Annotated in this window: 20 protein-coding genes; 11 read left to right on the top strand and 9 right to left on the bottom strand. The window is 57.6% G+C overall.

Features of this window, described 5'->3' with window-relative positions; genetic code table 11:
• The first annotated feature begins 266 nt into the window (after positions 1 to 266).
• Both nadC and BMZ67_RS13135 read left to right on the top strand, forming a co-directional pair.
• The gene (nadC, locus tag BMZ67_RS13140; RefSeq protein ID WP_092024129.1) at positions 267 to 1115 is read left to right on the top strand and encodes a carboxylating nicotinate-nucleotide diphosphorylase; all 849 of its coding nucleotides are present in this window, start codon (positions 267 to 269) and stop codon (positions 1113 to 1115) included.
• Between the two features lie 105 nt (positions 1116 to 1220).
• Positions 1221 to 3962, top strand: a complete 2742-nt coding sequence (locus BMZ67_RS13135; protein ID WP_092023409.1) for a bifunctional diguanylate cyclase/phosphodiesterase — start codon at positions 1221 to 1223, stop codon at positions 3960 to 3962.
• Positions 3963 to 3964: 2 nt separating this feature from the next.
• Here the strand turns inward: BMZ67_RS13135 and BMZ67_RS13130 are convergent, their stop codons facing one another.
• The 5 genes from BMZ67_RS13130 to BMZ67_RS13110 form a co-directional block, all read right to left on the bottom strand.
• Complete coding sequence (locus BMZ67_RS13130) at positions 3965 to 4303, bottom strand: YqcC family protein (RefSeq protein WP_092023407.1); 339 nt, start codon at positions 4301 to 4303, stop codon at positions 3965 to 3967.
• 45 nt (positions 4304 to 4348) lie between these two features.
• Positions 4349 to 5146 (bottom strand): ParA family protein, encoded by a 798-nt coding sequence (locus tag BMZ67_RS13125; RefSeq protein ID WP_092023405.1) that lies wholly within the window; start codon positions 5144 to 5146, stop codon positions 4349 to 4351.
• 87 nt (positions 5147 to 5233) lie between these two features.
• Complete coding sequence (gene hda, locus BMZ67_RS13120; protein ID WP_245749978.1) at positions 5234 to 5917, bottom strand: DnaA regulatory inactivator Hda; 684 nt, start codon at positions 5915 to 5917, stop codon at positions 5234 to 5236.
• 11 nt (positions 5918 to 5928) lie between these two features.
• Positions 5929 to 6486 carry a CDP-alcohol phosphatidyltransferase family protein gene (locus BMZ67_RS13115; protein ID WP_092023403.1) on the bottom strand — a complete coding sequence of 186 codons (558 nt, stop codon included), beginning with the start codon at positions 6484 to 6486 and terminating at the stop codon, positions 5929 to 5931.
• 32 nt (positions 6487 to 6518) lie between these two features.
• Complete coding sequence (locus tag BMZ67_RS13110) at positions 6519 to 7793, bottom strand: DUF2066 domain-containing protein (protein WP_245749977.1); 1275 nt, start codon at positions 7791 to 7793, stop codon at positions 6519 to 6521.
• A 148-nt stretch (positions 7794 to 7941) separates the two neighbouring features.
• Between BMZ67_RS13110 and purM the strand changes: the two genes are divergently transcribed.
• The 3 genes from purM (at position 7942) to BMZ67_RS13095 (ending at position 10600) form a co-directional block, all read left to right on the top strand.
• Positions 7942 to 9003, top strand: a complete 1062-nt coding sequence (purM, locus tag BMZ67_RS13105) for a phosphoribosylformylglycinamidine cyclo-ligase (RefSeq protein ID WP_092023396.1) — start codon at positions 7942 to 7944, stop codon at positions 9001 to 9003.
• Entirely contained in the window at positions 9003 to 9665 is a 663-nt protein-coding gene (gene purN, locus BMZ67_RS13100; RefSeq protein WP_092023394.1) for a phosphoribosylglycinamide formyltransferase, read from the top strand. The genes purM and purN overlap by 1 nt, the downstream gene beginning before the upstream one ends.
• A gap of 152 nt (positions 9666 to 9817) precedes the next feature.
• Complete coding sequence (locus BMZ67_RS13095; protein ID WP_092023392.1) at positions 9818 to 10600, top strand: DUF3108 domain-containing protein; 783 nt, start codon at positions 9818 to 9820, stop codon at positions 10598 to 10600.
• A 14-nt stretch (positions 10601 to 10614) separates the two neighbouring features.
• Here the strand turns inward: BMZ67_RS13095 and BMZ67_RS13090 are convergent, their stop codons facing one another.
• The 4 genes from BMZ67_RS13090 to apbC all read right to left on the bottom strand — a co-directional run bounded on the left by BMZ67_RS13090 (position 10615) and on the right by apbC (position 14335).
• Positions 10615 to 11883, bottom strand: coding sequence for a valine--pyruvate transaminase (locus BMZ67_RS13090; protein WP_092024125.1), 1269 nt, complete (start codon positions 11881 to 11883; stop codon positions 10615 to 10617).
• 74 nt (positions 11884 to 11957) lie between these two features.
• Positions 11958 to 12554, bottom strand: coding sequence for a YjaG family protein (locus BMZ67_RS13085; protein ID WP_092023390.1), 597 nt, complete (start codon positions 12552 to 12554; stop codon positions 11958 to 11960).
• A gap of 34 nt (positions 12555 to 12588) precedes the next feature.
• Positions 12589 to 13155, bottom strand: a complete 567-nt coding sequence (dcd, locus tag BMZ67_RS13080) for a dCTP deaminase (protein WP_092023386.1) — start codon at positions 13153 to 13155, stop codon at positions 12589 to 12591.
• 79 nt (positions 13156 to 13234) lie between these two features.
• Positions 13235 to 14335: an iron-sulfur cluster carrier protein ApbC gene (gene apbC, locus BMZ67_RS13075; RefSeq protein ID WP_092023385.1), complete on the bottom strand. Its 1101-nt coding sequence runs from the start codon at positions 14333 to 14335 to the stop codon at positions 13235 to 13237.
• 185 nt (positions 14336 to 14520) lie between these two features.
• Here apbC and metG point away from each other — a divergent pair, with 185 nt between their 5' ends.
• The 6 genes from metG to rsxG are packed head-to-tail and all read left to right on the top strand — an operon-like array spanning position 14521 to position 21564.
• The gene (gene metG, locus BMZ67_RS13070) at positions 14521 to 16554 is read left to right on the top strand and encodes a methionine--tRNA ligase (RefSeq protein ID WP_092023383.1); all 2034 of its coding nucleotides are present in this window, start codon (positions 14521 to 14523) and stop codon (positions 16552 to 16554) included.
• A 21-nt stretch (positions 16555 to 16575) separates the two neighbouring features.
• Positions 16576 to 17157, top strand: coding sequence for an electron transport complex subunit RsxA (gene rsxA, locus BMZ67_RS13065; protein ID WP_092023381.1), 582 nt, complete (start codon positions 16576 to 16578; stop codon positions 17155 to 17157).
• Positions 17158 to 17175: 18 nt separating this feature from the next.
• Complete coding sequence (gene rsxB, locus BMZ67_RS13060; RefSeq protein WP_245749976.1) at positions 17176 to 17751, top strand: electron transport complex subunit RsxB; 576 nt, start codon at positions 17176 to 17178, stop codon at positions 17749 to 17751.
• Positions 17751 to 19820 (top strand): electron transport complex subunit RsxC, encoded by a 2070-nt coding sequence (rsxC, locus tag BMZ67_RS13055; protein ID WP_092023377.1) that lies wholly within the window; start codon positions 17751 to 17753, stop codon positions 19818 to 19820. Before rsxB ends, rsxC begins: the two co-directional genes overlap by 1 nt.
• Positions 19821 to 19857: 37 nt before the next feature.
• Positions 19858 to 20910, top strand: a complete 1053-nt coding sequence (gene rsxD, locus BMZ67_RS13050) for an electron transport complex subunit RsxD (RefSeq protein WP_092023375.1) — start codon at positions 19858 to 19860, stop codon at positions 20908 to 20910.
• Positions 20911 to 20913: 3 nt separating this feature from the next.
• Positions 20914 to 21564: an electron transport complex subunit RsxG gene (rsxG, locus tag BMZ67_RS13045; RefSeq protein ID WP_092023373.1), complete on the top strand. Its 651-nt coding sequence runs from the start codon at positions 20914 to 20916 to the stop codon at positions 21562 to 21564.

Here is a 21564-nt window from a genome sequence, read left to right as displayed (position 1 = left end):
GAAATTCTCACACCGCACATAATAGTCTCTGTCGGCGTCACCTTGTGTCAGGATTTGTCACCTTTTGTGAAGAGCGAATTTACATCACATTTCGCATCACCACGACCATTTTGCAGCCGTTTCATGTATCTCAAGGCCGCAAAAAGTGACGTATTTTGTCACTTGGGAGAAAAAGGCCGCCCATCCTGAGTTTGTTGTTATTGGCGTCTGGCAGTAAAATCACCGCCCAATTCAAACCTGCCATACGCCAATGGACCGTCATGACCATGCTATCTCCCGAATCCCTTCGCCAGTCCCGTATCGAAACGGTTGCTCACAGCCTCCGCGAGGATATCGGCAGCGGTGACATCACAGCTGCATTAATACCGGCAGACCGGGTAACCGATGGTCGCGTCATTACGCGGGAAGACGCGGTGATTGCGGGCACCCAATGGGTCGACGAAGTGTTTCATCAGGTGGATCCCTCTGTTCGACTGAACTGGCAGGTAAAGGATGGCGATAAAGTAAACGCAAACCAGGTGCTCTTCACCATCGCCGGCAACGCAAGAAGCCTGCTAACCGGTGAGCGGGCGGCCCTGAACTGGCTTCAGTCGATGTCCGGAGTGGCCACAAACTGCCACCGGTATGCGCAGTTGGTCGCCCATACCAGCGTAAAATTGCTCGACACCCGAAAGACCTTGCCAGGACTGAGACTGGCAGAAAAGTACGCCGTCACCTGCGGCGGCTGCTTCAATCACAGAATTGGGCTTTGGGATGCATTCCTGATCAAGGAAAACCACATCGCGGCCTGTGGTTCCATTGCCAAGGCGGTGGAAACAGCTCATCGCATTGCACCGGGACGCCCGGTGGAAGTGGAAACGGAAAGCCTGGACGAACTTCGCCAAGCTCTCGACGCCGGCGCGGATATCATCATGCTCGACGAGTTCAGCCTGGACGATATGCGTACCGCGGTAGGACTCGCCAAAGGCAGCTCCAAACTGGAGGCTTCCGGCGGGATCAACGCCAACACACTGGTCGCTGTTGCGGAGACCGGAGTGGACTATATTTCAATTGGCGCCCTGACCAAAGATATCAAGGCCATTGACCTATCCATGAGGCTCAACCCAATTACGTAGATCCATAGGCGGTCATGGGTTATCTTCGTTATTGATCTCGACAGAACGATCGGGCTGGCATAGAACGCAGGGACGCAGCCGTAGACAGTACAGGTAAGGAAAGCCGTGCTTGAATCAAAGGATCCGGAATACGACTATCGCCCAGTGTACCTGCTTAGCAGGGCGAGCCTGTTTGCCGTTTTGGCACTGTGTAGCCTTGCCTTTGTCGATAGGACACTGTCCTACCCACTGGCCTGGTTTCCTGCCGGATTAGCGGTTGGCCTGCTGTTCCGCCATGGCAAGCAGGCCCTGCCCGCAGTCATTCTTGGAACCGTGAGCGCGGCCCTGGTTCCAGCCAGCCTATGCTCGGACTCACTTCAGTCCGGAGTGTCGACATTCCTGGTCGCAGCCCTGTTTACACTCATACCGTCGCTTGTTGCCTGGCTGACCTACCGGCAATCCCGGAATGGCAAGCTCCCCTTACACCGTTACACAGATTTCCTCTGGTTTCTGGGCACCGTCACCCTGGCCGGGTTTGCCGCCGCCCTCCCCTACATTGCACAACTGAGCTGGGCCGCCCATGATCCCTTGCCGCCCAGTAGCGTGCTGCCCCACCTTTGGCTCAGCAACATGCTAGGCGTACTTTTGGTGGCGCCGGTTGCCATGTGCATTCAACCCTTACTAATGATCCAGACCCTTAGAAAGCAGTCGCTTGAGGGGCTCGCCTGGCTTAGCTGTCTGATGTTTGCGCTCCTCATGGCCAGCCACAACCCTATGCAGGCGCTTTACCTCATATTCCCCGTCACCATTTGGGCAGCTACCCGCTTCAGCCTCCCCGACGCCATGGCCTGCATATCAATCGCCGGAGCCTCAGCGTTGTTCTTTTCTCTCAATGTCGGTGAAAACAGCCCGGCTGACGGAAGCGCCATTCTCGCCGAAGCACTCATTACAATGATTACCGCCGTTTCCTGTTATGTACGGATTCTGCTTTGGGACCGGGAACAGATTGAAAACGGACTGGAAGACATCGTTGACCAGCGGACCCGGGAGCTTCAGCTCACCAATTTTGAACTAAAGGACGAAATATTCGTTCGCCAACAGGCCGAAAAATCATTCCAACGCTCTTCACGCCATTACCGGGCATTGTTCGAAACCGCCACTAATCCAATTGTTGTTGTGGATGAACAGGTCGTTATCCGGCAGTGGAACAGCGCCTCCGAGGCACTGTTTGGATACAGTCGGGACGATGCCATAGGCCGCAACCTGGCGAACGCATTCATCCAGGCCGAACACCAGGATGAGCTGGCGTGGAAAATCCTCAAGCTGTTCAGCAGTGGCGTGAGTCAGGACACGCTCGAAACAGAAGTGCTGAGTTTAAATGGGGAAACCCACCACATCCTGTGGAACCTGAGCCGGCTGCCCGGATACGAAGAGAACCAGCGTCGGGTCATTATGATTGGCCAGGATATTACTGAGATCCGCCATTCACAGAGCCAGCTCTACTACCTCGCCCACTATGATGTGCTGACGGACACCGCCAACCGCCGGTTGTTTGAGGACCGCTGTAAACAAGCCATCAGCAGCGCACTACGCCACCATCACCATTGCGCCCTGATCTGCCTTGATGTTGACCATTTCAAGCGAGTCAACGACACACTCGGACACGACGCTGGCGATCTGCTGCTTAAGGAGATGGCTCAACGGCTGCGCAATTGTGTCCGGCAGGAAGACACCATCGGCCGGCTCGGAGGCGACGAGTTCGCGGTCTTACTGCATCAGGTCAACGGCGCAGAAGGCTGTGAAAAGGTTGCCCGAACCATTCTGGACGCGTTGGTGCAGCCCATATCCATGCCAAACGGCGAGCTGATCATCACCTCAAGCATCGGCATTACCCTGGCACCAAACGATGCCGACAGCTATGAACAACTCCTCAAGAACGCAGACATGGCCATGTATCGGGCCAAAAAAGCAGGGCGCAACAACATTCAGTTTTTCTCCGAAGAGATGAACCGGGAAATGCTGCGCCAGATCACTCTGGAACAGGAGCTTCGCGAGGGAATCAGGAATGGGGAGCTCGACCTGCACTACCAACCCGTACTTGATGCGCGGACGGGGCACATAGAGGGCTTGGAAGTCCTATTGCGCTGGCACCACCCGAGCCGAGGACTGCTCACCCCCGAGGACTTCCTGGACGTTGCTGAACAAACCGGTCAGATGCAGGCTCTTGGCGAATGGATCTGCCAGAATGCCTGCCTCCAGGCTCGCGCCATTCAAGCCATCAGCAACAAGCCCATTAGCATTCGCATCAACCTGTCGTCACGGCAATACAACCACCCTCAACTGGCTGCCCTGTTCACCCAAACCCTAAAAGATACGCGGCTCGCCCCATCACTGGTGCTATTGGAAATTGATGAACGGATAGTGTCGGACAGCCGAAGCGACGCCAGCGAAACTCTCAGGCGACTAAAAGCCATTGGGGTCGGCCTTGTGCTGGATCGCTTCGGCAGCGGGCTCTCTTCGCTGAAGCTGCTCAGGGATTTGCCGTTTGATCAGGTCAAGATTGACCAGCAGCTGCTCCACCACGCGGTTAACGACGAAAGCTCACAGGCCATCATTCATACGCTGGTCAACCTGGCACGACAACTGTCGCTCACGGTTGCCGCCACTGGGGTAGAAACGGAAGATCAGGACTCATTCCTGCGCTCAGCTGGCTGCCACCTCCTGCAAGGCCACTTCTACTGCAAGCCCATGACCAGCAATCAGTTGCCGGAGCTTTTGCAGCGCGTAAACGGGAACGAATCTCTGGTACCCCGCGCCCAGCTCGATATTACACTGACCGACAGCGATTCACCGAACGAAGCAGACTAACCTCAGGCGCCCGACAACAGCCGGTCCATCAACTCCAACTCACGAATAAGCAGCTTACCCATATCAGCCCCACGGCCCCGGAAATGCTCCTCGGCCATGGGCGCCATACCAGACACAGTCGGCAGCGGGTGGTCAAGCTCAACCAGTACCTTCATTCGAGCCAAAAAAATGAACTGAAGCCACTGGGTAAAGTCGAGCGTGTCCACCGCAAAAGGCTGCGTGCTCTGCAACGCTTCTTCGGATGGCAACTCCTCAGCCCAGGCATCCAGGCGCCTGAGCTCCGCCTCAATCCGTAAAAGGCACTCTGCGACTTCGTTCAGTTTTTGAGATTGGTTCGCCATGGACCGGTTACCTGAGTTATCGGGATTGTGACGGGCGACTGAAAATCAGTCAGCCAACGGCTCAAGCTCCACCTGCTCGCCATGCAGTACTTTAAACAGGTTTTCGTACTGCTGGGTAAGGGCGTGCTTGGGAGCCATATGAATCAAGGGCTGGCGGCTTTGATGGGACTCTTTCATCTTCACCGAGCTAGAAAGGCGAACCGGCAATACCGGCAACCCCTCCTCCACCAGCTCTGTCACCAGTCGCCTGGGCAGGCTTGCGCGAGGCTGAAACTGGTTGGCAACGATCCCCTCAACCACCAGCTCGTCATTATGATCTTCCTGCAGGTCACGGATTTCATTAAGGATATTGTAAAGTGCCTGGCGAGAGAAATCGTCGCAGTCGAATGGAATCAGGCAGCGCTGTGCCGCAATCAGAGCGGACCGGGTGTAGAAGTTCAACGCTGGCGCCGTATCAATGTAGATCGCATCAAACGTTTCACCGAGTTTCTTCAACGCTTCCCGGAGCTTGTAGATCTTGTGCTTTGCTTCCAGCTTACGCTCAAGGAAGTCCAGCTCAGGGCTGGATGGCATAACAAAGAGGTTCGGAAACGGTGAGGCGTGCACGAATTCATCAGGCCGCCGGTTGAACACCGTGAACGACACGGTCTGCTCCAACATATCAGCAACGGTGTCCCGCAACTCACTGGCCGGTTTTCCCAGCAGGTAATGGGTGGAGTTGCCCTGTGGGTCCAGATCAATCACCAGCGTACGCTTGCCCCGTGCAGCACTGATCGCCGCCAGGTTACAGGTGATACTGGATTTACCGACACCGCCCTTCTGATTAAAAACCACTCGTCTCATATCGCCCTCGGGATACTCTCCAGAATGTCCAGGCCTGTCACGAACCTGGCTTTGTTTATCGTTATATTGTGTGCCCAGGCCTGACGATCACCAACCCATGACATCTTTGATAAAGGGAATCGTAAGCTTACGCTGCGCCTGCAGGGAATTTTCATCCAGCCGATCCAGAATTGCCAACAATTCGCCCAACTTCCTGGGAGCCCGCCGCAACACGAAGGTTGCCACGTCATCCGCCAGCACCAACCCCCGCTGCTCCGCACGCGCCCGAAGAATCGTCATCCGGTCTTCATCTCTGTAGATCCCGAGCTGAATCAACAAACCGTGCTGAAGCCGGGAGACCAGGTCTCGCAAGCCAAATGGGAGGTGCCCAGGAACATTGGAGAGACTGACCATTAACTGGTGGCGCTGGTCGAGGATCCGGTTATACAGATGGAAGACCGCTTCTTCCCAGTCCGGCTTGCCCGCAATCAGATCGAGGTCATCCAGACAAACAAGCTCTGCTCGCTCCAATCCGGTCAGCGCCTCAGCACCAAATGGCAGCAACTCTCCGATACTGACGCAGATCGCTTCTTTTCCGCGCCGCTCGGTCTCATGACAGGCAGCCTGAAGCAAATGACTTTTACCCGTGTCGGATGCGCCACACAACACGGTTACCGGAATACTGCCGGCATCACGGAAGCCCTGCTGCAGTCGAGTTGCAGCCGCGGCATTTCGGTCTCCATGAAAGTTGTCGAACCGGGCGTCGTCCCTCAACTTGACGCCAAGTGTCATCTGGGGCCCACTCAATGTTGCTTTGCCCTCCACGCACGAGTACTCCATACCACGACATAGTGGATTCCGCTCGCCACCGCCGAAGCGGCGACCAGTACAATTCCGGTTTCCCTGACCCAGTCCTGGAGCGGGAATCCGCTCAGCATGACAATAATCGCCAACACCACCAGAATCTGGACCAGGGTATTGAGCTTGCCCAGGAAACTGGGCTGCATGTCAAAACGGCCGACACCATAGTGATAGATAAGAGCGCCCACCACGATCAGCAAATCGCGCCCGAGCACCAGCACAAACAGCCACACAGGTAAAACCCCGGTCAGGGTCAGCATAAGGTAGGCGGTGGTCAGCAGCGCTTTGTCGGCCAGCGGATCAGCAATGGCCCCAAGCCGGGAGCGCCAGTTAAATCGGCGGGCTAAATAACCGTCAAAGGCGTCAGATACCGACGCGGCGATAAAGACAATCAACGCCGGCCAGTAGCTCTCGCGCCAGAGAAAAATTGCGAAGGGCAGGATCAGGATCACCCGAAGAAAGGTCAATGCGTTGGGGATCCACCACCATTGAATGGTCATGTTGATCGACAGCCCTTAGCGTTGCCCTATCATTACTGCGCCTGCCAGCGATAGTGCAGAACCGGATACAGCGCCTCAAACGCCTTCTCACTTTCATCGGCAGGCACCATCAAAGGCTGGTAGCTGAACATTGCGGCTGGCGACTCCTCAGCACTGCTGCCCTCGGTTGCTGGCTGTTCTGCATTCTCAGAATCCTGCGGCTCTGAGGCTTCAGACTCGGATGTTTCAACGGTCGCCGTCATCATGGTCACTCCGTCGCCGCGCTCAACAGCGACAAAGCGTGGATCCAGTGCAATGTACTCTTCCAGCTGGCTCAGCTCACCGGAGAACGCGACTCGCAGAGTCGCCTGCTGCTTATTCACCCGGATCGGCCCGACACTGGCTACTGGAGCCAGAGCACCCAAAGCGCGTTTCGCTGCGGCGTATGCCGGCATCGATTCCAGATTATCAAGCACGATATCAACTTGGGGCAGAGCCCCCGCATCACCGGCGGTGATGGCATAACGGGAAGCTAGCTGGTCGGCCCAGGCACCCACAACCCGTTGGGCGAGTTGCTCTGGCGATGTCGCCTCGACGGATCGGTCAGCGGTGTCGAGCCCACGGCCCTCTACGGTCCACGATGCCCGCCAGCTGTTGCGATCGAAGCTAACTCGAACCGCCGCCAAAAGATCATGCCCCAGAGTATCGGACTTCGCCCGTACAGGCTCCATGAACTGCCCCCAGACTTCCGACAGCAGGTCTCGATCAGCGGCCAGTTCCGCGGGGGGGAAGGCCAGAGGCAGCCCTCGGCCCACTGCCGCCGACTGGAAAGCCTGCAACCAGCGCTGGGAGCCAGCGCCGCCTTGTTCCGGGCTGATCAGGCGGCGACCGGAGCTGTCCTGCACGGCAACCCAGGCCAGTGTAAGTGGCCTGTTGACGCCCCATACCGGCGCATTGATCGACGACAGCGCCTGATTGACCCCAACAGCACCGAAAGTCATTCTCAGACGGGTGCCATTGCCCCCTTGGAGTAACTGATATGACTGCAGCAACGACTCAGCGTTGCCCAGCAGCTCATCGACACCTTCCTGGGCCAGAACATCGCTACTGCCCGACACCCTCAGGAATACCTGACGCAGCCCCTCTGAGTAACCGCCCTTAAGCTGACTGGGGGCCGAACCGGCAACTGGCACTTCAACGGAATAGAGTCCGTCGACCGTTACCGCAGCAGCAGGCATGGCGTACCCGAGCAGGGTCAGTAAAACAGTGAGGGAAAAGCGATACATTGTTGACATGACTGGCTGGATCAAGCGACCGATTCCTGGCATGGAGCACCCTGGAGTTCCGTTTAATGGCGCATAGGATACACCAACCCCCTTACGCTGAGTAGCAAACCTGTCAATTGCATTTGGAGCCCCTCTCCGCACCTGTTAAAATCCCGCGCTTACCTCACTGACCAAAACGGTTTCCAATACCATGAGCGACAAGAAGCCCTCCCTCACCTACCGCGATGCTGGCGTAGACATCGATGCCGGAAATGAACTCGTCAATCGAATCAAGGACACCGCCGCACGTACCCGCCGGCCGGAAGTGCTCGGCGGATTGGGTGGTTTTGGAGCCACCGTCGCCATCCCGGCAGGCTACAGGGAGCCAGTACTGGTTTCCGGCACCGACGGGGTCGGCACCAAGCTGCGCCTTGCCATGCAGCTCGGCAAACATGACACCATCGGTATTGACCTGGTCGCCATGTGCGTTAATGACCTGGTGGTGGGTGGCGCTGAACCCCTGTTCTTCCTTGACTATTACGCCACAGGCAAACTGAACGTTGACGTTGCTGCTCAGGTCGTTGCTGGTATTGGCAATGGCTGCGAACTTTCGGGTTGTGCACTTGTCGGTGGGGAAACCGCTGAAATGCCTGGCATGTACGAAGGTGATGACTACGACCTGGCCGGCTTCTGCGTAGGCGTAGCGGAGCGCAGCGAAATCATTGACGGCACCCGTGTTGAGTCAGGCGACGCGCTGATTGCCCTGGGCTCCTCAGGCCCCCACTCCAATGGCTACTCCCTGATCCGCAAGATTCTGGAAGTCAGCAGCGCAGATCTCGGCCAGAAAGTAGGCAATGTCACGCTGGCGGAAGCCCTGATGGCGCCAACCCGGATCTACGTCAAGAACCTGCTGCAGCTGCGTAAAGAAGTCGATATCCGGGCAATGTCCCACATCACCGGAGGCGGTCTGCCAGAAAACATCCCCCGCGTATTGCCCAAGGGCAGCTGTGCGGTGATCGATACCGCCAGCTGGTCACTGCCGCCAGTGTTCCAATGGCTGCAAGACGCCGGCGGGGTGGAAAGCAATGAAATGTACCGCACCTTCAACTGCGGCATTGGCATGATCATCTGTGTACCGGCAAACCAGACCCAGCTGACTCTCGACGCACTGAACAGCATGGGCGAGAACGCCTGGCAGGTTGGCGTTATTGAAACCCAGAGCGATTCCGCCGCTGCGCCTGCCGTTCGCTATGAACCGGGGTTCCTGGCCTGATGACAGCCCAGGACATCACGACGCCACGAATCGTGGTACTGGTTTCCGGAAGCGGCAGCAACCTTCAGGCATTGATTAACGCGACCCGGGAGAGGGACTTCCCAGGGGAGATCGTTGCCGTCGGATGCAACCGCCCCGACGCCTATGCCCTGGAACGGGCCAAGCAAGCCGGCATTGAAACATTCACCGTGGACCATACCCTGTTTGATTCGCGGGAAGGCTTCGATGTCGCGCTCAAAGCCGAGATCGAGCGTCACAGCCCGGATGTGCTGGTACTGGCAGGATTCATGCGCATCCTGACTGCAGACTTTGTGAGGGCGTTCCATGGCATCATGCTCAACATCCACCCTTCGTTGCTGCCTAAATACACAGGCCTGAACACCCATCAAAGGGCTCTGGATGCAGGCGACGAAACACATGGCGTCTCCATCCATTTCGTAACAGAAGATCTGGACGGTGGCCCCGTAATCGCCCAGGCCGAAGTCAATATTGCCAGTGATGACACGGCAGAAACTCTGGCCGGCAAGGTACTAACGAAGGAGCACATCCTCTACCCCATCGTGTTGCGCTGGTTCTGCGAAGGACGCCTGCAACTATTGGGTGACCAGGCGTGCTTTGATGGCCACCCCATCCCCCGCCCCATGGTCCTGTCCGCCGACTAGCCCTGTGGCCGCCCAGCCTGGCGGCCACTCCCTCTCACCCAGCTGTTACATTTCCTAACTAACGGTTTTGTCACACCAATAAATCAAAACCCAGCTAGAATCAGGGCAATACATAATCATTGTTATCCGTATTTCGCGCCAGGAGTTCTGGAATGCCGCCAGTGGAACGCCAGATTAACGGAATCTTTGCAGCCCTCACCGCCTGTCTCTTCTTGGTTATGCCGCTAATCGCCAGCGCCGCAGAAGAACAGGCGCCCGATACCATACCCCAGGCCAGCTCGGATTACCCCGACCTCATTCCTTACACGGCTTCGTTCCGGGCGTCATTCGATAAAGGTGTTGCCATTGATGGCAAGGCAACCCGGGTACTGCAGCGCCAGGAAGATGGTCTCTGGAGCTACCGTTTCAATGTCGATTCCTTTATAGCCGACATTGAAGAACGCGTGATCTTCCGCTGGGACGGGCAGCAGATACAGCCGTTGCGTTACCGCTACAGACTGTCCGGCGTATTCATTCGCGATCGGACCCGCGCCATCGACTTTGACTGGACCAACGGCGTCGCCCGTGGTGACCATGAAGGCCGCACCTTCAACCTGCCACTCAGGGAGGGCAGCCTGGACCCGCTGGGCTACCAGCTGCAGTTGCACCAGGATATTCGCGCCGGGCTGACCGAGATGACCTACCAGGTCATCGATAAGGGGCGCTTTGATGAAGACCACTTTGCAGTTATAGGCGAAGAAACCTTGAGCACACGCCTTGGGGAAGCCAGGACCGTTAAGGTTGAGAAGGTCCGTAGCGAGGGTAGCAAGCGGGAAACACTGATGTGGTTTGCCCCGGAGTGGGACCACATGATGGTCCGCCTGACCCAGCGAGAGCCCGACGGCACCACGTACGAAATTCACATTGAAAATACCAGCCTCAATCAGGACGGCTGATCAAAGCGGGCGCGTTACTGCCCCGCTTCGGCCCAGACGGCCTGAACTTCCTCGGCAATAATCTGCAACCCTCTGGCTACCTGGTCGTCATCCTGAGAATAAGTCACCCGCAGGCACTCCTCACGATGCTGCCAGCCATCCTCCGGAAGCCCCGGAAAGAAATAGTGCCCAGAAACCACCAATACGCCACGCGCCTTCAAGCGCTGATAGAGCTCCAGGCTACTGATCGGAAGCTCCGGGAACCACAGCCACAGAAACATGGCGCCTTCCGGCTTATGCACATACCAACGACACTGTTCCCCCATGGCCTCGGAAAACGCCGCCACCGCCTTTTCCATCTTGCCCTTATAGAACGGGCAGACCACTTCCCGGCTGAGGGAGAGAATCTCGCCGCTACGCACCAGCGGCTCAGCCAGCATCGCGCCAAAACTGCCGGTGGCGAGGTTCATGATCGCATTCACACTCGACAACGCCTCAATGATCGGCTCTGCCGCAATGACGATTCCGGTTCGCGCCGCCGGCAGCCCCAGCTTCGACAGACTGAGACACAGGACAATCTGGTCATTCCAGTGTGGCGTGGCATCAACAAACAGCAGGCTCGGGAAAGGCGTCCCGTAGGCACCATCAACAATGAGCGGAATATCATGGGACCGCGCCAGCGCCTCAAGCCGGGCCAGCTCCTCATCGGTCACCACATTGCCGGTCGGATTGGTGGGGCGGGATACGCAAATGGCACCGGTTTCACCGGTGACTTCCACCGCATCAAAGTCCACCCGATACTTGAACTCATGAGCCCCGGTAAAAGTAATTTCCGGCCGCACTGCCTTGAACAGACCTGACTCGATACCGGCATCGGCGTACCCGATATATTCTGGCGCCATCGGCAGCAGAATATGCTTACGACGCCCGTCGCCGTAATCGCCGCCAAACATATTGAACAGCATAAAGAAGGCCGCCTGACTCCCGTTGGTCAAGGCGATATTCTCAGGCTTCAATCCCCAGTCGTACTCCTGGTTGAGCATGTCAGCCAGCGCCGCGATGAACTGCTTTTCACCCTGAGGGGGGTCATAGATCCCAACCAGCCGGCGTACCGCGCCCTGATCCGCGGATAGCCCCTGCAGAATTTCAGAAAAACGGTCCTGGACCTGCGGAATGTGGCCGGGATTACCACCGCCCATCATGATCATGTCGTCCCCGGAAGCAAGCGCGTTTCCGAGATCTTCCATCAAAGAAGTAATACCGGCGCCGGAGGTAAATTTCCGGCCGAATGCAGAAAGTTTCATGGTTTTGGGCCGTTGCTGTCGGGTGAAAATCAATAGGTCATTGGAACTGCCCCCTATTCGAGTGTAGGGGGGGATCAGTCCTGAAGCGAGATACCGATGTTGCTGACGCCGTCGTTTGCCGCCAACGCCTTCAGTTCATCAAGGTAGGAATCCATCGGTGCACGCTGGCGCTTGAGGGACAGCACCAATTCCCGCTGAAACTGTTTATCGTCTTTCATCAACGGGTGCTGGTCCAGCAACCGCACCAGCTCATCCTCATCCAAGCCCTCACCTTCGGAGACTTCGATGAACGACATCACCGTACCGGTGGCCCACTGCGCAGCTTCGCCGGCCCGGTGCCGGTCCGGATTCAGTCGGCTGAGCAACGCCTGTTCCAATAGTCGGCAGAAATCAAAGGCGGGATGCACACCGTAGGCATCATAGGCGTCCACGTCGGGGCTCAGTGCCTCCAGCTTGGTCAGCAGCTGAGGGATAACCGCGTCGGACGGTTCCTGCAACTGCTCCCACGACAAATCCAGCAGCTGCCGCATCTTGGCGCCACTCTTCAGGCCCAGAGCCTCAGCGAAAAGCGCGTAGTTCGGGAAGCCTCGCTCAGCCAGCGCCAGCAGGAAGGTGGTCTCCCGCCAGCCCTGCAATTGTTCGACCGCCTTGAAAAACTGATTGGCATTCATTGCAACCCCCTCCCCAAAGCCAACAGAGCGCGCATCATGTTTTCGGCAACGTCACGCCAGTCTGGCCCTGGTACTTGCCACCACGATCCTTGTAACTGGTGTCGCAGACTTCATCCGATTCGAAGAACAGCATCTGGGCAACACCTTCGTTAGCGTAGATCTTTGCTGGCAGGTTGGTGGTATTGGAGAATTCCAGGGTCACGTGACCTTCCCACTCAGGCTCAAGCGGCGTCACGTTCACGATGATACCGCAGCGAGCATAGGTGGACTTACCGAGGCAAACGGTCAGTACGTTTCGGGGAATCCGGAAGTACTCGACGGTCCGCGCCAGGGCAAACGAGTTCGGCGGGATGATGCAGACGTCACTGGTTATATCGACAAAGCTGTTGTCGTCAAAGTTCTTCGGGTCGACCGTTGCCGAATGGACATTCGTGAAGATCTTGAATTCGCTGCTGCAACGAACATCGTAGCCGTAGCTGGACGTACCGTAAGAGATCACCCGCCCTTTCTCTGACTCCCGTACCTGGCCTGCTTCAAAAGGTTCAATCATGCCAGCCGTTTCGGACATACGGCGGATCCACTTATCGGATTTTATGCTCATCGGTTCTGTCTCGTGGTGAATTCGGGTGTCAGGTTATCTGGCGCAGTAGTTTACCCTCCTGCGCCTGACAAGGCCAAAATCAATCGTCGCTGATGGAAATGCTCGGGATCGGGGCGCTGAGATTGCGTTCGCGCTGCGACAGGATGGCGCTTACCCGGCGGGCAATATCCCGGTAACGCCGACCAACCTCCGAGTCAGGCTCAGCCGCCACGGTCGGATTTCCGCTATCGGTTTGCTCCCGGATGGTCAGGTGCAACGGCAGCTGGCCCAGCAGCACCGTGTTGTAGTCTTCTGCCACCCGCTCGCCACCACCATGGCCGAACAGGGCTTCTTCATGACCGCAGTTGCTGCAGATGTGGACACTCATATTCTCGACCACACCCAGCACCGGAATATCCACCTTGCGGAACATCTCAATCCCTTTTTTGCAGTCGAGCAAGGCAATGTCCTGCGGCGTGGTTACAATAACCGCCCCGGTCACCGGCACTTTCTGCGCCAGAGTGAGCTGGATATCGCCGGTCCCTGGTGGCATATCGATCACCAGGTAGTCCAGTTCATCCCAAAGAGTCTGAGTCAGCAGCTGCTGTACCGCACCACTCACCATGGGCCCGCGCCAGATCATCGGCGTTTTATCCGTTACCAGGAACGCCATGGAAATGGCCTGAAGGCCGTGTGCCTGAACCGGGATAAAATACTTGTTGTCCCGGGTCTGAGGCCGGGTACCTTCTGCAATCCCCAGCATCATGCCAATACTGGGGCCATAGATATCCGCATCCAGGATCCCGACACGGGCGCCCTCCTGGCTGAGCGCCAGCGCCAGATTCACCGCCGTGGTGGATTTACCAACCCCACCTTTACCTGATGCCACCGCAATGATGTTCTTCACCCCGGCAATGGACTGCAGGTCGCGCTGGGCCTGATGGGCACGAATGCGCTGACTCACAGTAACAGTCACATCTTCAACACCATCGACAAACTCCACCGCGTTGCCCACCAACTGGCGCAACGCACCGGCAATACCTTCAGAGGCGTAAGGCAGTTCAACAACAACCTCAACGTTGCCACTGTCATCAACCGAGACCGATTTGACCGCCTCAAGTTCGTAGAGGTCCTGCTCCAGGTAGGGGTCCTTGTACTCTCTGATGGCTGCGTCCAGGGCTTGCCGTGAAATCTCGCTCATGCCTTTCTCCAGGATTTGAAACCAGGTATTTCCGCAAAGGGTGTGCCTCTAACACACCATTTTGACCGGCATCACCTCAAACTCGATAAATTAAGGCGTTCCGGATGAAAAATTGCCGCCCGGAAGGTATCATCTGTGCCCGCTTCTGACCACAACCATTCTTGATCAAGGTTCGGACTTTTAACATGACCCAAGCGAGTGCACAGAATCAGCGCGACATCCTGGTAACCAGCGCCCTGCCCTACGCCAACGGCCCCATCCACCTGGGCCACCTGTTGGAGTACATCCAGACGGACATCTGGGCCCGCTACCAGCGAATGCGTGGTCAGAACTGTTATTACGTGTGCGCCGACGATGCCCACGGCACCGCTATTATGCTCCGGGCAGAAAGAGAAGGCATTACCTCTGAGGCTCTGATCGACCGTATCCGTCAGGAGCACCAGGCCGACTTTGCAGGCTTCCATATTCACTTCGATAACTACCATTCTACCCATTCAGAGGAGAACAAGGCGTTTTCGGAGTATATCTACCGGCGCCTGCAGGAAAACAACCACATTGCCACCCGCAAGATTACCCAGGCCTACGATCCTGAGAAGCAGATGTTCCTGGCGGACCGGTTTATCAAGGGCACCTGTCCCAAGTGCAAATCGGAAGACCAGTACGGTGACAACTGTGAAGTGTGTGGCGCCACATACACGCCGGCTGAGCTGATCAACCCGAAATCGGCGGTTTCCGGTGCCACACCGGTGGAAAAGGAGTCCGAGCACTACTTCTTCCGCCTGCCCGAATTTGCCGACTTCCTGCAAAACTGGACCCGTAGCGGCACCCTGCAACCACAGATTGCCAACAAACTGGCAGAGTGGCTGGATGCGGGCCTGCAGGAGTGGGACATCAGCCGCGATGCTCCCTACTTCGGTTTCGAGATTCCCGATGCGCCGGGCAAGTACTTCTATGTCTGGCTCGACGCCCCGATCGGCTACCTCGCCAGCTTCAAGAACCTGTGCGACCGTGAAGGCATCGACTTCGACCGGTTCTGGAACGCCGACTCCAAGGCCGAGGTGTACCACTTCATCGGCAAGGACATCATCAACTTCCACGCCCTGTTCTGGCCCTCCATGCTGCACAGTGCCGGTTACCGCACCCCTAGCGCGGTTTGGGCTCACGGCTTCGTTACGGTAAACGGCAAGAAGATGTCCAAGTCTCGCGGCACCTTCATCATGGCTCGTACCTACCTGGATCACCTGAACCCGGAGTACCTGCGGTATTACTTCGCCGCCAAACTCGGCAACGGCGTGGATGACATGGACCTGAACCTGGAAGACTTTGCCGCCCGGGTGAACTCTGACCTGGTGGGCAAAGTGGTCAATATCGCCAGCCGCAGCGCCGGTTTCGTCACCAAGCGGTTCGAAGGACAGCTTGGACAGGTTACGGAAACCGAGAAGCTGAATGCCTTCATTGAAGCCGGCCAGGAAATTGAAACGTATTACGAGAACCGCGAATACAGTCGCGCCATGCGTAAAGTCATGGAACTGGCAGACATTGCCAATCAATATGTCAACGATGAGCAACCGTGGGTGGTCGCCAAGCAGGAAGCTCAGGACGACAAACTCCAGGCCATCTGCACCAATGCCATCAACATGTTCCGGCTGCTGATGACCTACCTGGCGCCGGTGCTGCCGAAAACTGCGGAAGCATCGGAGGCGTTTCTCAACAGCCCTCTGGACTGGAACAGCCGCGCCCAACTGCTGGAAAACCACGGCATTGCCAAGTTCAAGCCGCTGATGAGCCGCGTTGAAATGCCGCAGATTGATAAAATGCTGGAAGCCTCCAAGGAAGAAGTGTCAACGGAGACCGCAAAACCGGCCGCCACAGCCAATCTCGAGCCGGTTGCCGATGAGATAGAGTTTGGCGACTTCGCCAAAGTCGACCTTCGCGTCGCCCGGATCGTGAAAGCGGAACACGTCGAAGGCGCTGATAAGCTGCTGCGCCTGACCCTGGATATTGGCCATGGTGACCGCAATGTGTTTGCCGGCATCAAATCGGCCTACAAACCGGAAGATCTGGAAGGCCGACTAACGGTGATGGTCGCCAACCTGAAACCCCGGAAAATGAAGTTTGGAATGTCCGAAGGCATGGTGCTGGCGGCCGGCCCGGGCGGCAAGGAAATTTTTATCCTTTCCCCGGACTCAGGTGCTACCCCTGGCATGCGGATTATGTAAGTTCCGCCGGAGCTCGATTTGATGACGGAATACCTGCTGATCCTGGTCAGCACCATACTGGTCAATAACTTTGTCCTGGTTCAGTTTCTCGGGTTATGCCCTTTCATGGGCGTATCCGGGAAGCTGGAAACGGCTATGGGCATGTCCCTGGCCACGACATTCGTCCTCACCCTGGCGTCGGTGTGCAGTTATCTGGCCTACACCTACCTGCTCGCTCCCCTCGGGCTGGGCTTCCTGAAGACCATCACCTTTATCCTGGTGATTGCGGTGGTGGTGCAGTTTACGGAGATGGTTGTTCGCAAAACCAGCCCGCTGTTGTACCGGGTATTGGGAATTTTTCTGCCGCTCATCACCACAAACTGCGCCGTCCTTGGGGTAGCGCTGCTGAACCTTAACAAGCAGAACAACTTCCTGGAGTCAGTCCTGTACGGTTTTGGTGCCGCCGCCGGATTCTCACTGGTGCTGGTGCTGTTTGCCGCGATGCGTGAACGCATTGCCGTGGCCGACGTTCCCGTAGCCTTCCGGGGCGCTTCGATTGGGATGATTACCGCCGGGTTGATGGCATTGGCGTTCCTGGGCTTTACCGGCCTGGTCAGCGTGTAGGATCAAGGGACAAGACTGATGACCAGTATTTTGATTGCCGTCGCCGTGCTGCTTCTGCTGGCCGTGCTGTTTGGCGGTTTGCTGGGGTTTGCCGCCGAGCGCTTTCGTGTTGAGGGCAACCCGATTGTCGATGAAATTGACGCCCTCCTGCCCCAGACCCAGTGCGGCCAATGCGGATTTCCCGGGTGCCGGCCCTATGCCGAAGCGATCGCCGATGGCGAAGCCATCAACAAGTGCCCCCCCGGCGGAGAAACCACCATCAAGGCACTCGCCGACCTGTTGGACGTAGAGCCCCAACCTCTGGATGCCGAGCATGGTATCGAGCAGGCAAAGCGGGTTGCGGTCATCCGCGAAGACGAGTGTATTGGCTGCACCAAGTGCATCCAGGCTTGCCCAGTGGATGCCATTCTTGGGTCAGCGAAGCATATGCACACAGTCATCGAAAGCGAATGCACCGGCTGCGACCTGTGTGTTGAGCCCTGCCCCGTCGACTGCATTGATATGGTCACCCTAGAATCCGATATCCGTACCTGGACCTGGGCTCCTCCCGCCAGCAAGATCATCGCCACAGACCGCCAAGAGGTACGCGCCTGATGACCAAGTTGTGGGACTTTCCTGGCGGCATCCACCCGGTTGAACGAAAAGAACTTTCTACCAGTCGCCCCATTGAATTTGCCGGCCTGCCCGATCGCCTCGTGCTGCCCTTGCAGCAGCACATTGGTGCCCCGGCGCAAGCCATAGTCTCTGTCGGCGATCACGTACTGAAAGGCCAGCTGCTGGCTCAGGTCGAAGGCCCTGTCGGCGTTCCTGTGCATGCTCCGACATCCGGTGTCGTTGAGGCGATTTGCCAGCATCCGGTACCACACCCATCTGGTATGAGTGATTGGTGCATTCTGTTGCAACCAGACGGGCAGGAGACCTGGTGCGAACGTAACCCGATTGATGACTACCGAAGTCTTGACCGTGATGAAGTATTGGCCGCCATTCGCAACGCCGGTATCGCCGGGATGGGAGGAGCGGGCTTTCCTACCAACATCAAGTTACGTCCGCCCAAGGACCGCAAGGTCAGCACGCTGATCCTCAACGGAGCGGAGTGTGAGCCGTACATCACCGCAGACGATATGGTCATGCGGGAGCGCTCAGCAGAGATTATTGATGGTCTGAAAGTCATGGCCTGGATACTCCGTCCGGAACGGTGTGTCATTGCGATTGAAGACAACAAGCCTCAAGCCATAGCATCCGTGCGAGCGGCCTGCCAGGGCACCCAGATTGAAGTAGTGGTCATTCCCACCAAGTACCCCTCTGGGGGCGAGAAACAGCTGGTTCAGATCCTCACCGGCATGGAAGTCCCCCACGGTGGTATCCCTGCGGATATCGGCGTCATGTGTCAGAACGTTGGCACCGCCATTGCCGTTGGCCGGGCGATTTTTCACGGTGAGCCGTTGATTTCCAGGGTCACCACCATCACCGGTGAAGCGGTTGCCAGACCAGGCAACGTCGAGGTACTGCTAGGCACCCCGGTGAACTACCTGCTGGAACGCGCCGGGCTCGACAACAACCAGCTGCATCGACTGGTACTGGGTGGCCCGATGATGGGCTACACACTGAGTGACACCGGTATCCCGGTGATCAAGACCAGCAACTGCGTCATTGCGGCTACTGCCAGTGAGCTTCCTGACCCAGCCCCTGAACAGCCTTGCATTCGCTGCGCCGGTTGCGCCGACGCCTGCCCCATGGACTTGCTGCCCCAACAACTCTTCTGGTACGCCAAAGCAGAAGAGTTCGACAAAGCCGAACACATCAACCTGTTTGATTGTATCGAGTGTGGTGCCTGTAGCTATGTCTGCCCAAGCTCGATTCCCCTGGTGCAGTACTACCGCTACGCCAAAGGCGAGATCCGCACCCAACAGGCCGAGCAGATGAAGGCCGACAAAGCGAGGGAACGGTTCGAGGCCCGGCAGGCAAGGCTTGAACGAGAGGCCGCCGAGAAGGAAGCCAAGCGCAAAGAGCGCGCGCGTGCCGCCGCAGAAGCTCAGGCCCAGAAAAAGGCAAACGCCGAGGCGGCGCCTGCACAACAAGCCGACGGCGATGACCGCTCCGCCAAAGCAGCCATGGTGCAAGAAGCGCTCGCTCGCAAGAAGGCCAAAACCGAAACTCCAGTGCCCGCGCCTGCTGCTGCGCAACAGCCGGACATTGATGCTTTGAAGGACCAGCTCGACAAAGCCCGCGCCAAACTGGACAACATGCAGGGGCTTCTCGACGAGGCGAGAGCAGCGGGTTCCGACACCGCAGAAAAACTGGAGCGGGCCGTCGCCAAGAACCGCGAGCGCGTTCAGCGGGCGGAAGAAGCCTTGGCCGAAGCCAATGGTGCCGAGCAACCGGTGGTACCAGCGAGCAACGGCACTACACAAACGACCGAAGCACTGGCGGTCGAAGCAGTGAACGAGAACGTTCCCGACATCACAGAGCTTCAAGAACAGCTCGACAAGGCCCAGGCAAAACTCGACAACATGCAGGCGATGCTTGACGAGGCCAGGGAGAGCGGCTCGGACACTGCGGAAAAACTGCAGCGTGCCGTGGAAAAAAACCAGCTCAGAGTCGAGCGGGCGGAGTCAGCCCTGGCCGAAGCCAAGCGCCCGAATGAAACACAGGCAACCGATTGATGATTTGTCGCAACCCTTTGATCAGGCACTAACGCACATGGCGCTTTTACAACAGTCTTCACCCCATGCCCGGGGAGCCAGGCCCACATCCAGGGTCATGCTCTGGGTTATCCTGGCGACATTACCCGGTCTGCTTGCCCAGACCGTGTTCTTTGGCTGGGGTAACCTGATCAACGTCGTTTGGTGCGTCTCGGTTGCATTGGTTGCCGAAGCGATGATGCTCAAACTGCGCGGGCGCCCTGTCAGTTTTTTCCTGAAGGACAATACCGCAGCGGTCACCGGACTGCTGCTCGGCCTCGCCCTCCCCCCGCTGGCCCCTTGGTGGGTATCCGCAGTGGCCGTACTGAGCGCCATCGTTCTCGCGAAGCAACTCTACGGCGGTCTTGGCTCGAACCCATTCAACCCAGCGATGGTGGGTTACGCACTGGTGCTGGTTTCCTTCCCCGTCGCCATGACCACCAACTGGGCCCAACCGGGCCTGCTTTGGGAGCACGCACCATCGCTCGGTGAGACCTTTACCTCAATTTTCTCCGCCCAGCACACCGCCGTCGATGCCTTTACCGGCGCTACCCCGCTGGATACCTACAAACACCAGATCGTCAGCCATACCGCCGACGAAGTCTCAGTGCTTCCGGTGTTTGGCGATGGCATTGCCCTCGGCTGGGAATGGGTCAATGTCGGCTTCCTGGCCGGAGGACTGCTGTTGCTCGCGCTTCGGATCATCAGCTGGCACATCCCGGTCAGCATGCTGGCCGCCCTCGGTTTCATGAGCCTGGCCTTTGGCAGCGATGCCGACCAATATGCGCCCCTGTCACTCCACCTGCTGGCGGGAGGCACCATGCTCGGCGCTTTCTTTATCGCCACCGACCCGGTGTCTGCGGCCACCAGCAATCAGGGCAAACTGATCTACGGCGCGGGTATTGGCATTCTGGTGTACTTGATCCGGACCTGGGGCAATTACCCCGATGCCGTTGCGTTTGCCGTGTTGCTGATGAACTTTGCCGTTCCCTTCATCGACCATTACACCCCCCCGCGCACCTATGGCCACCACAAGGCCCGCCGGGGCATACCGACCAGGAACCAGGGATAAGCCATGGCAGCTCTAGGACAGTCAATTCGACGCAGTGCCATTGGGCTCGGGCTCTTCGCGATCTTCACCGGCGGCACCATTGCCGTTACCCAATCCCTGACCGCTGAACGCATCCAGGACCAGATGGCCCGGGCTGAAGCGCGGGCGCTGTATGAAATCATTCCGCAAAGCCATCATAACAACGACATGCTCAACGATTCGGTCCAGTTACCTGCCGATGAGCGCTTTCGTTTCCCCGAGCCATTCACCGCCTGGGTGGCACGCCTGGATGGCGCCCCGGTCGGGCTCATTTTTCCAGTCGTAGCGCCCGACGGTTACTCCGGAGACATTCACCTCCTAGTGGGCGTTTCTCCCGAAGGCGAGGTGCTGGGCGTCCGTGTGACCAGCCACAAAGAAACTCCAGGACTGGGCGACAAGGTCGAACTTAAGAAGTCCGACTGGGTGCTGGATTTTAATGGCCGCTCTCTCGACAACCCGACCCTGGACGGTTGGGCTGTCGCCAAGAACGGGGGCGCATTCGACCAGTTTACCGGCGCTACCATCACCCCCAAGGCGGTGACCGGTGCGGTGAAAAACACCCTGCTATACCTCAATGCCCACCAAGCAGACCTGGCAGCCGCTCTGGGTACCTCAATCGCACAGGAGTCCCCCTGA

The sequence above is a fragment of the Marinobacter zhejiangensis genome, assembly GCF_900114775.1.
GTDB classification, from domain to species: Bacteria; Pseudomonadota; Gammaproteobacteria; order Pseudomonadales; family Oleiphilaceae; genus Marinobacter; species Marinobacter zhejiangensis.
This window is presented reverse-complemented; position numbering and strand designations above follow the sequence as displayed.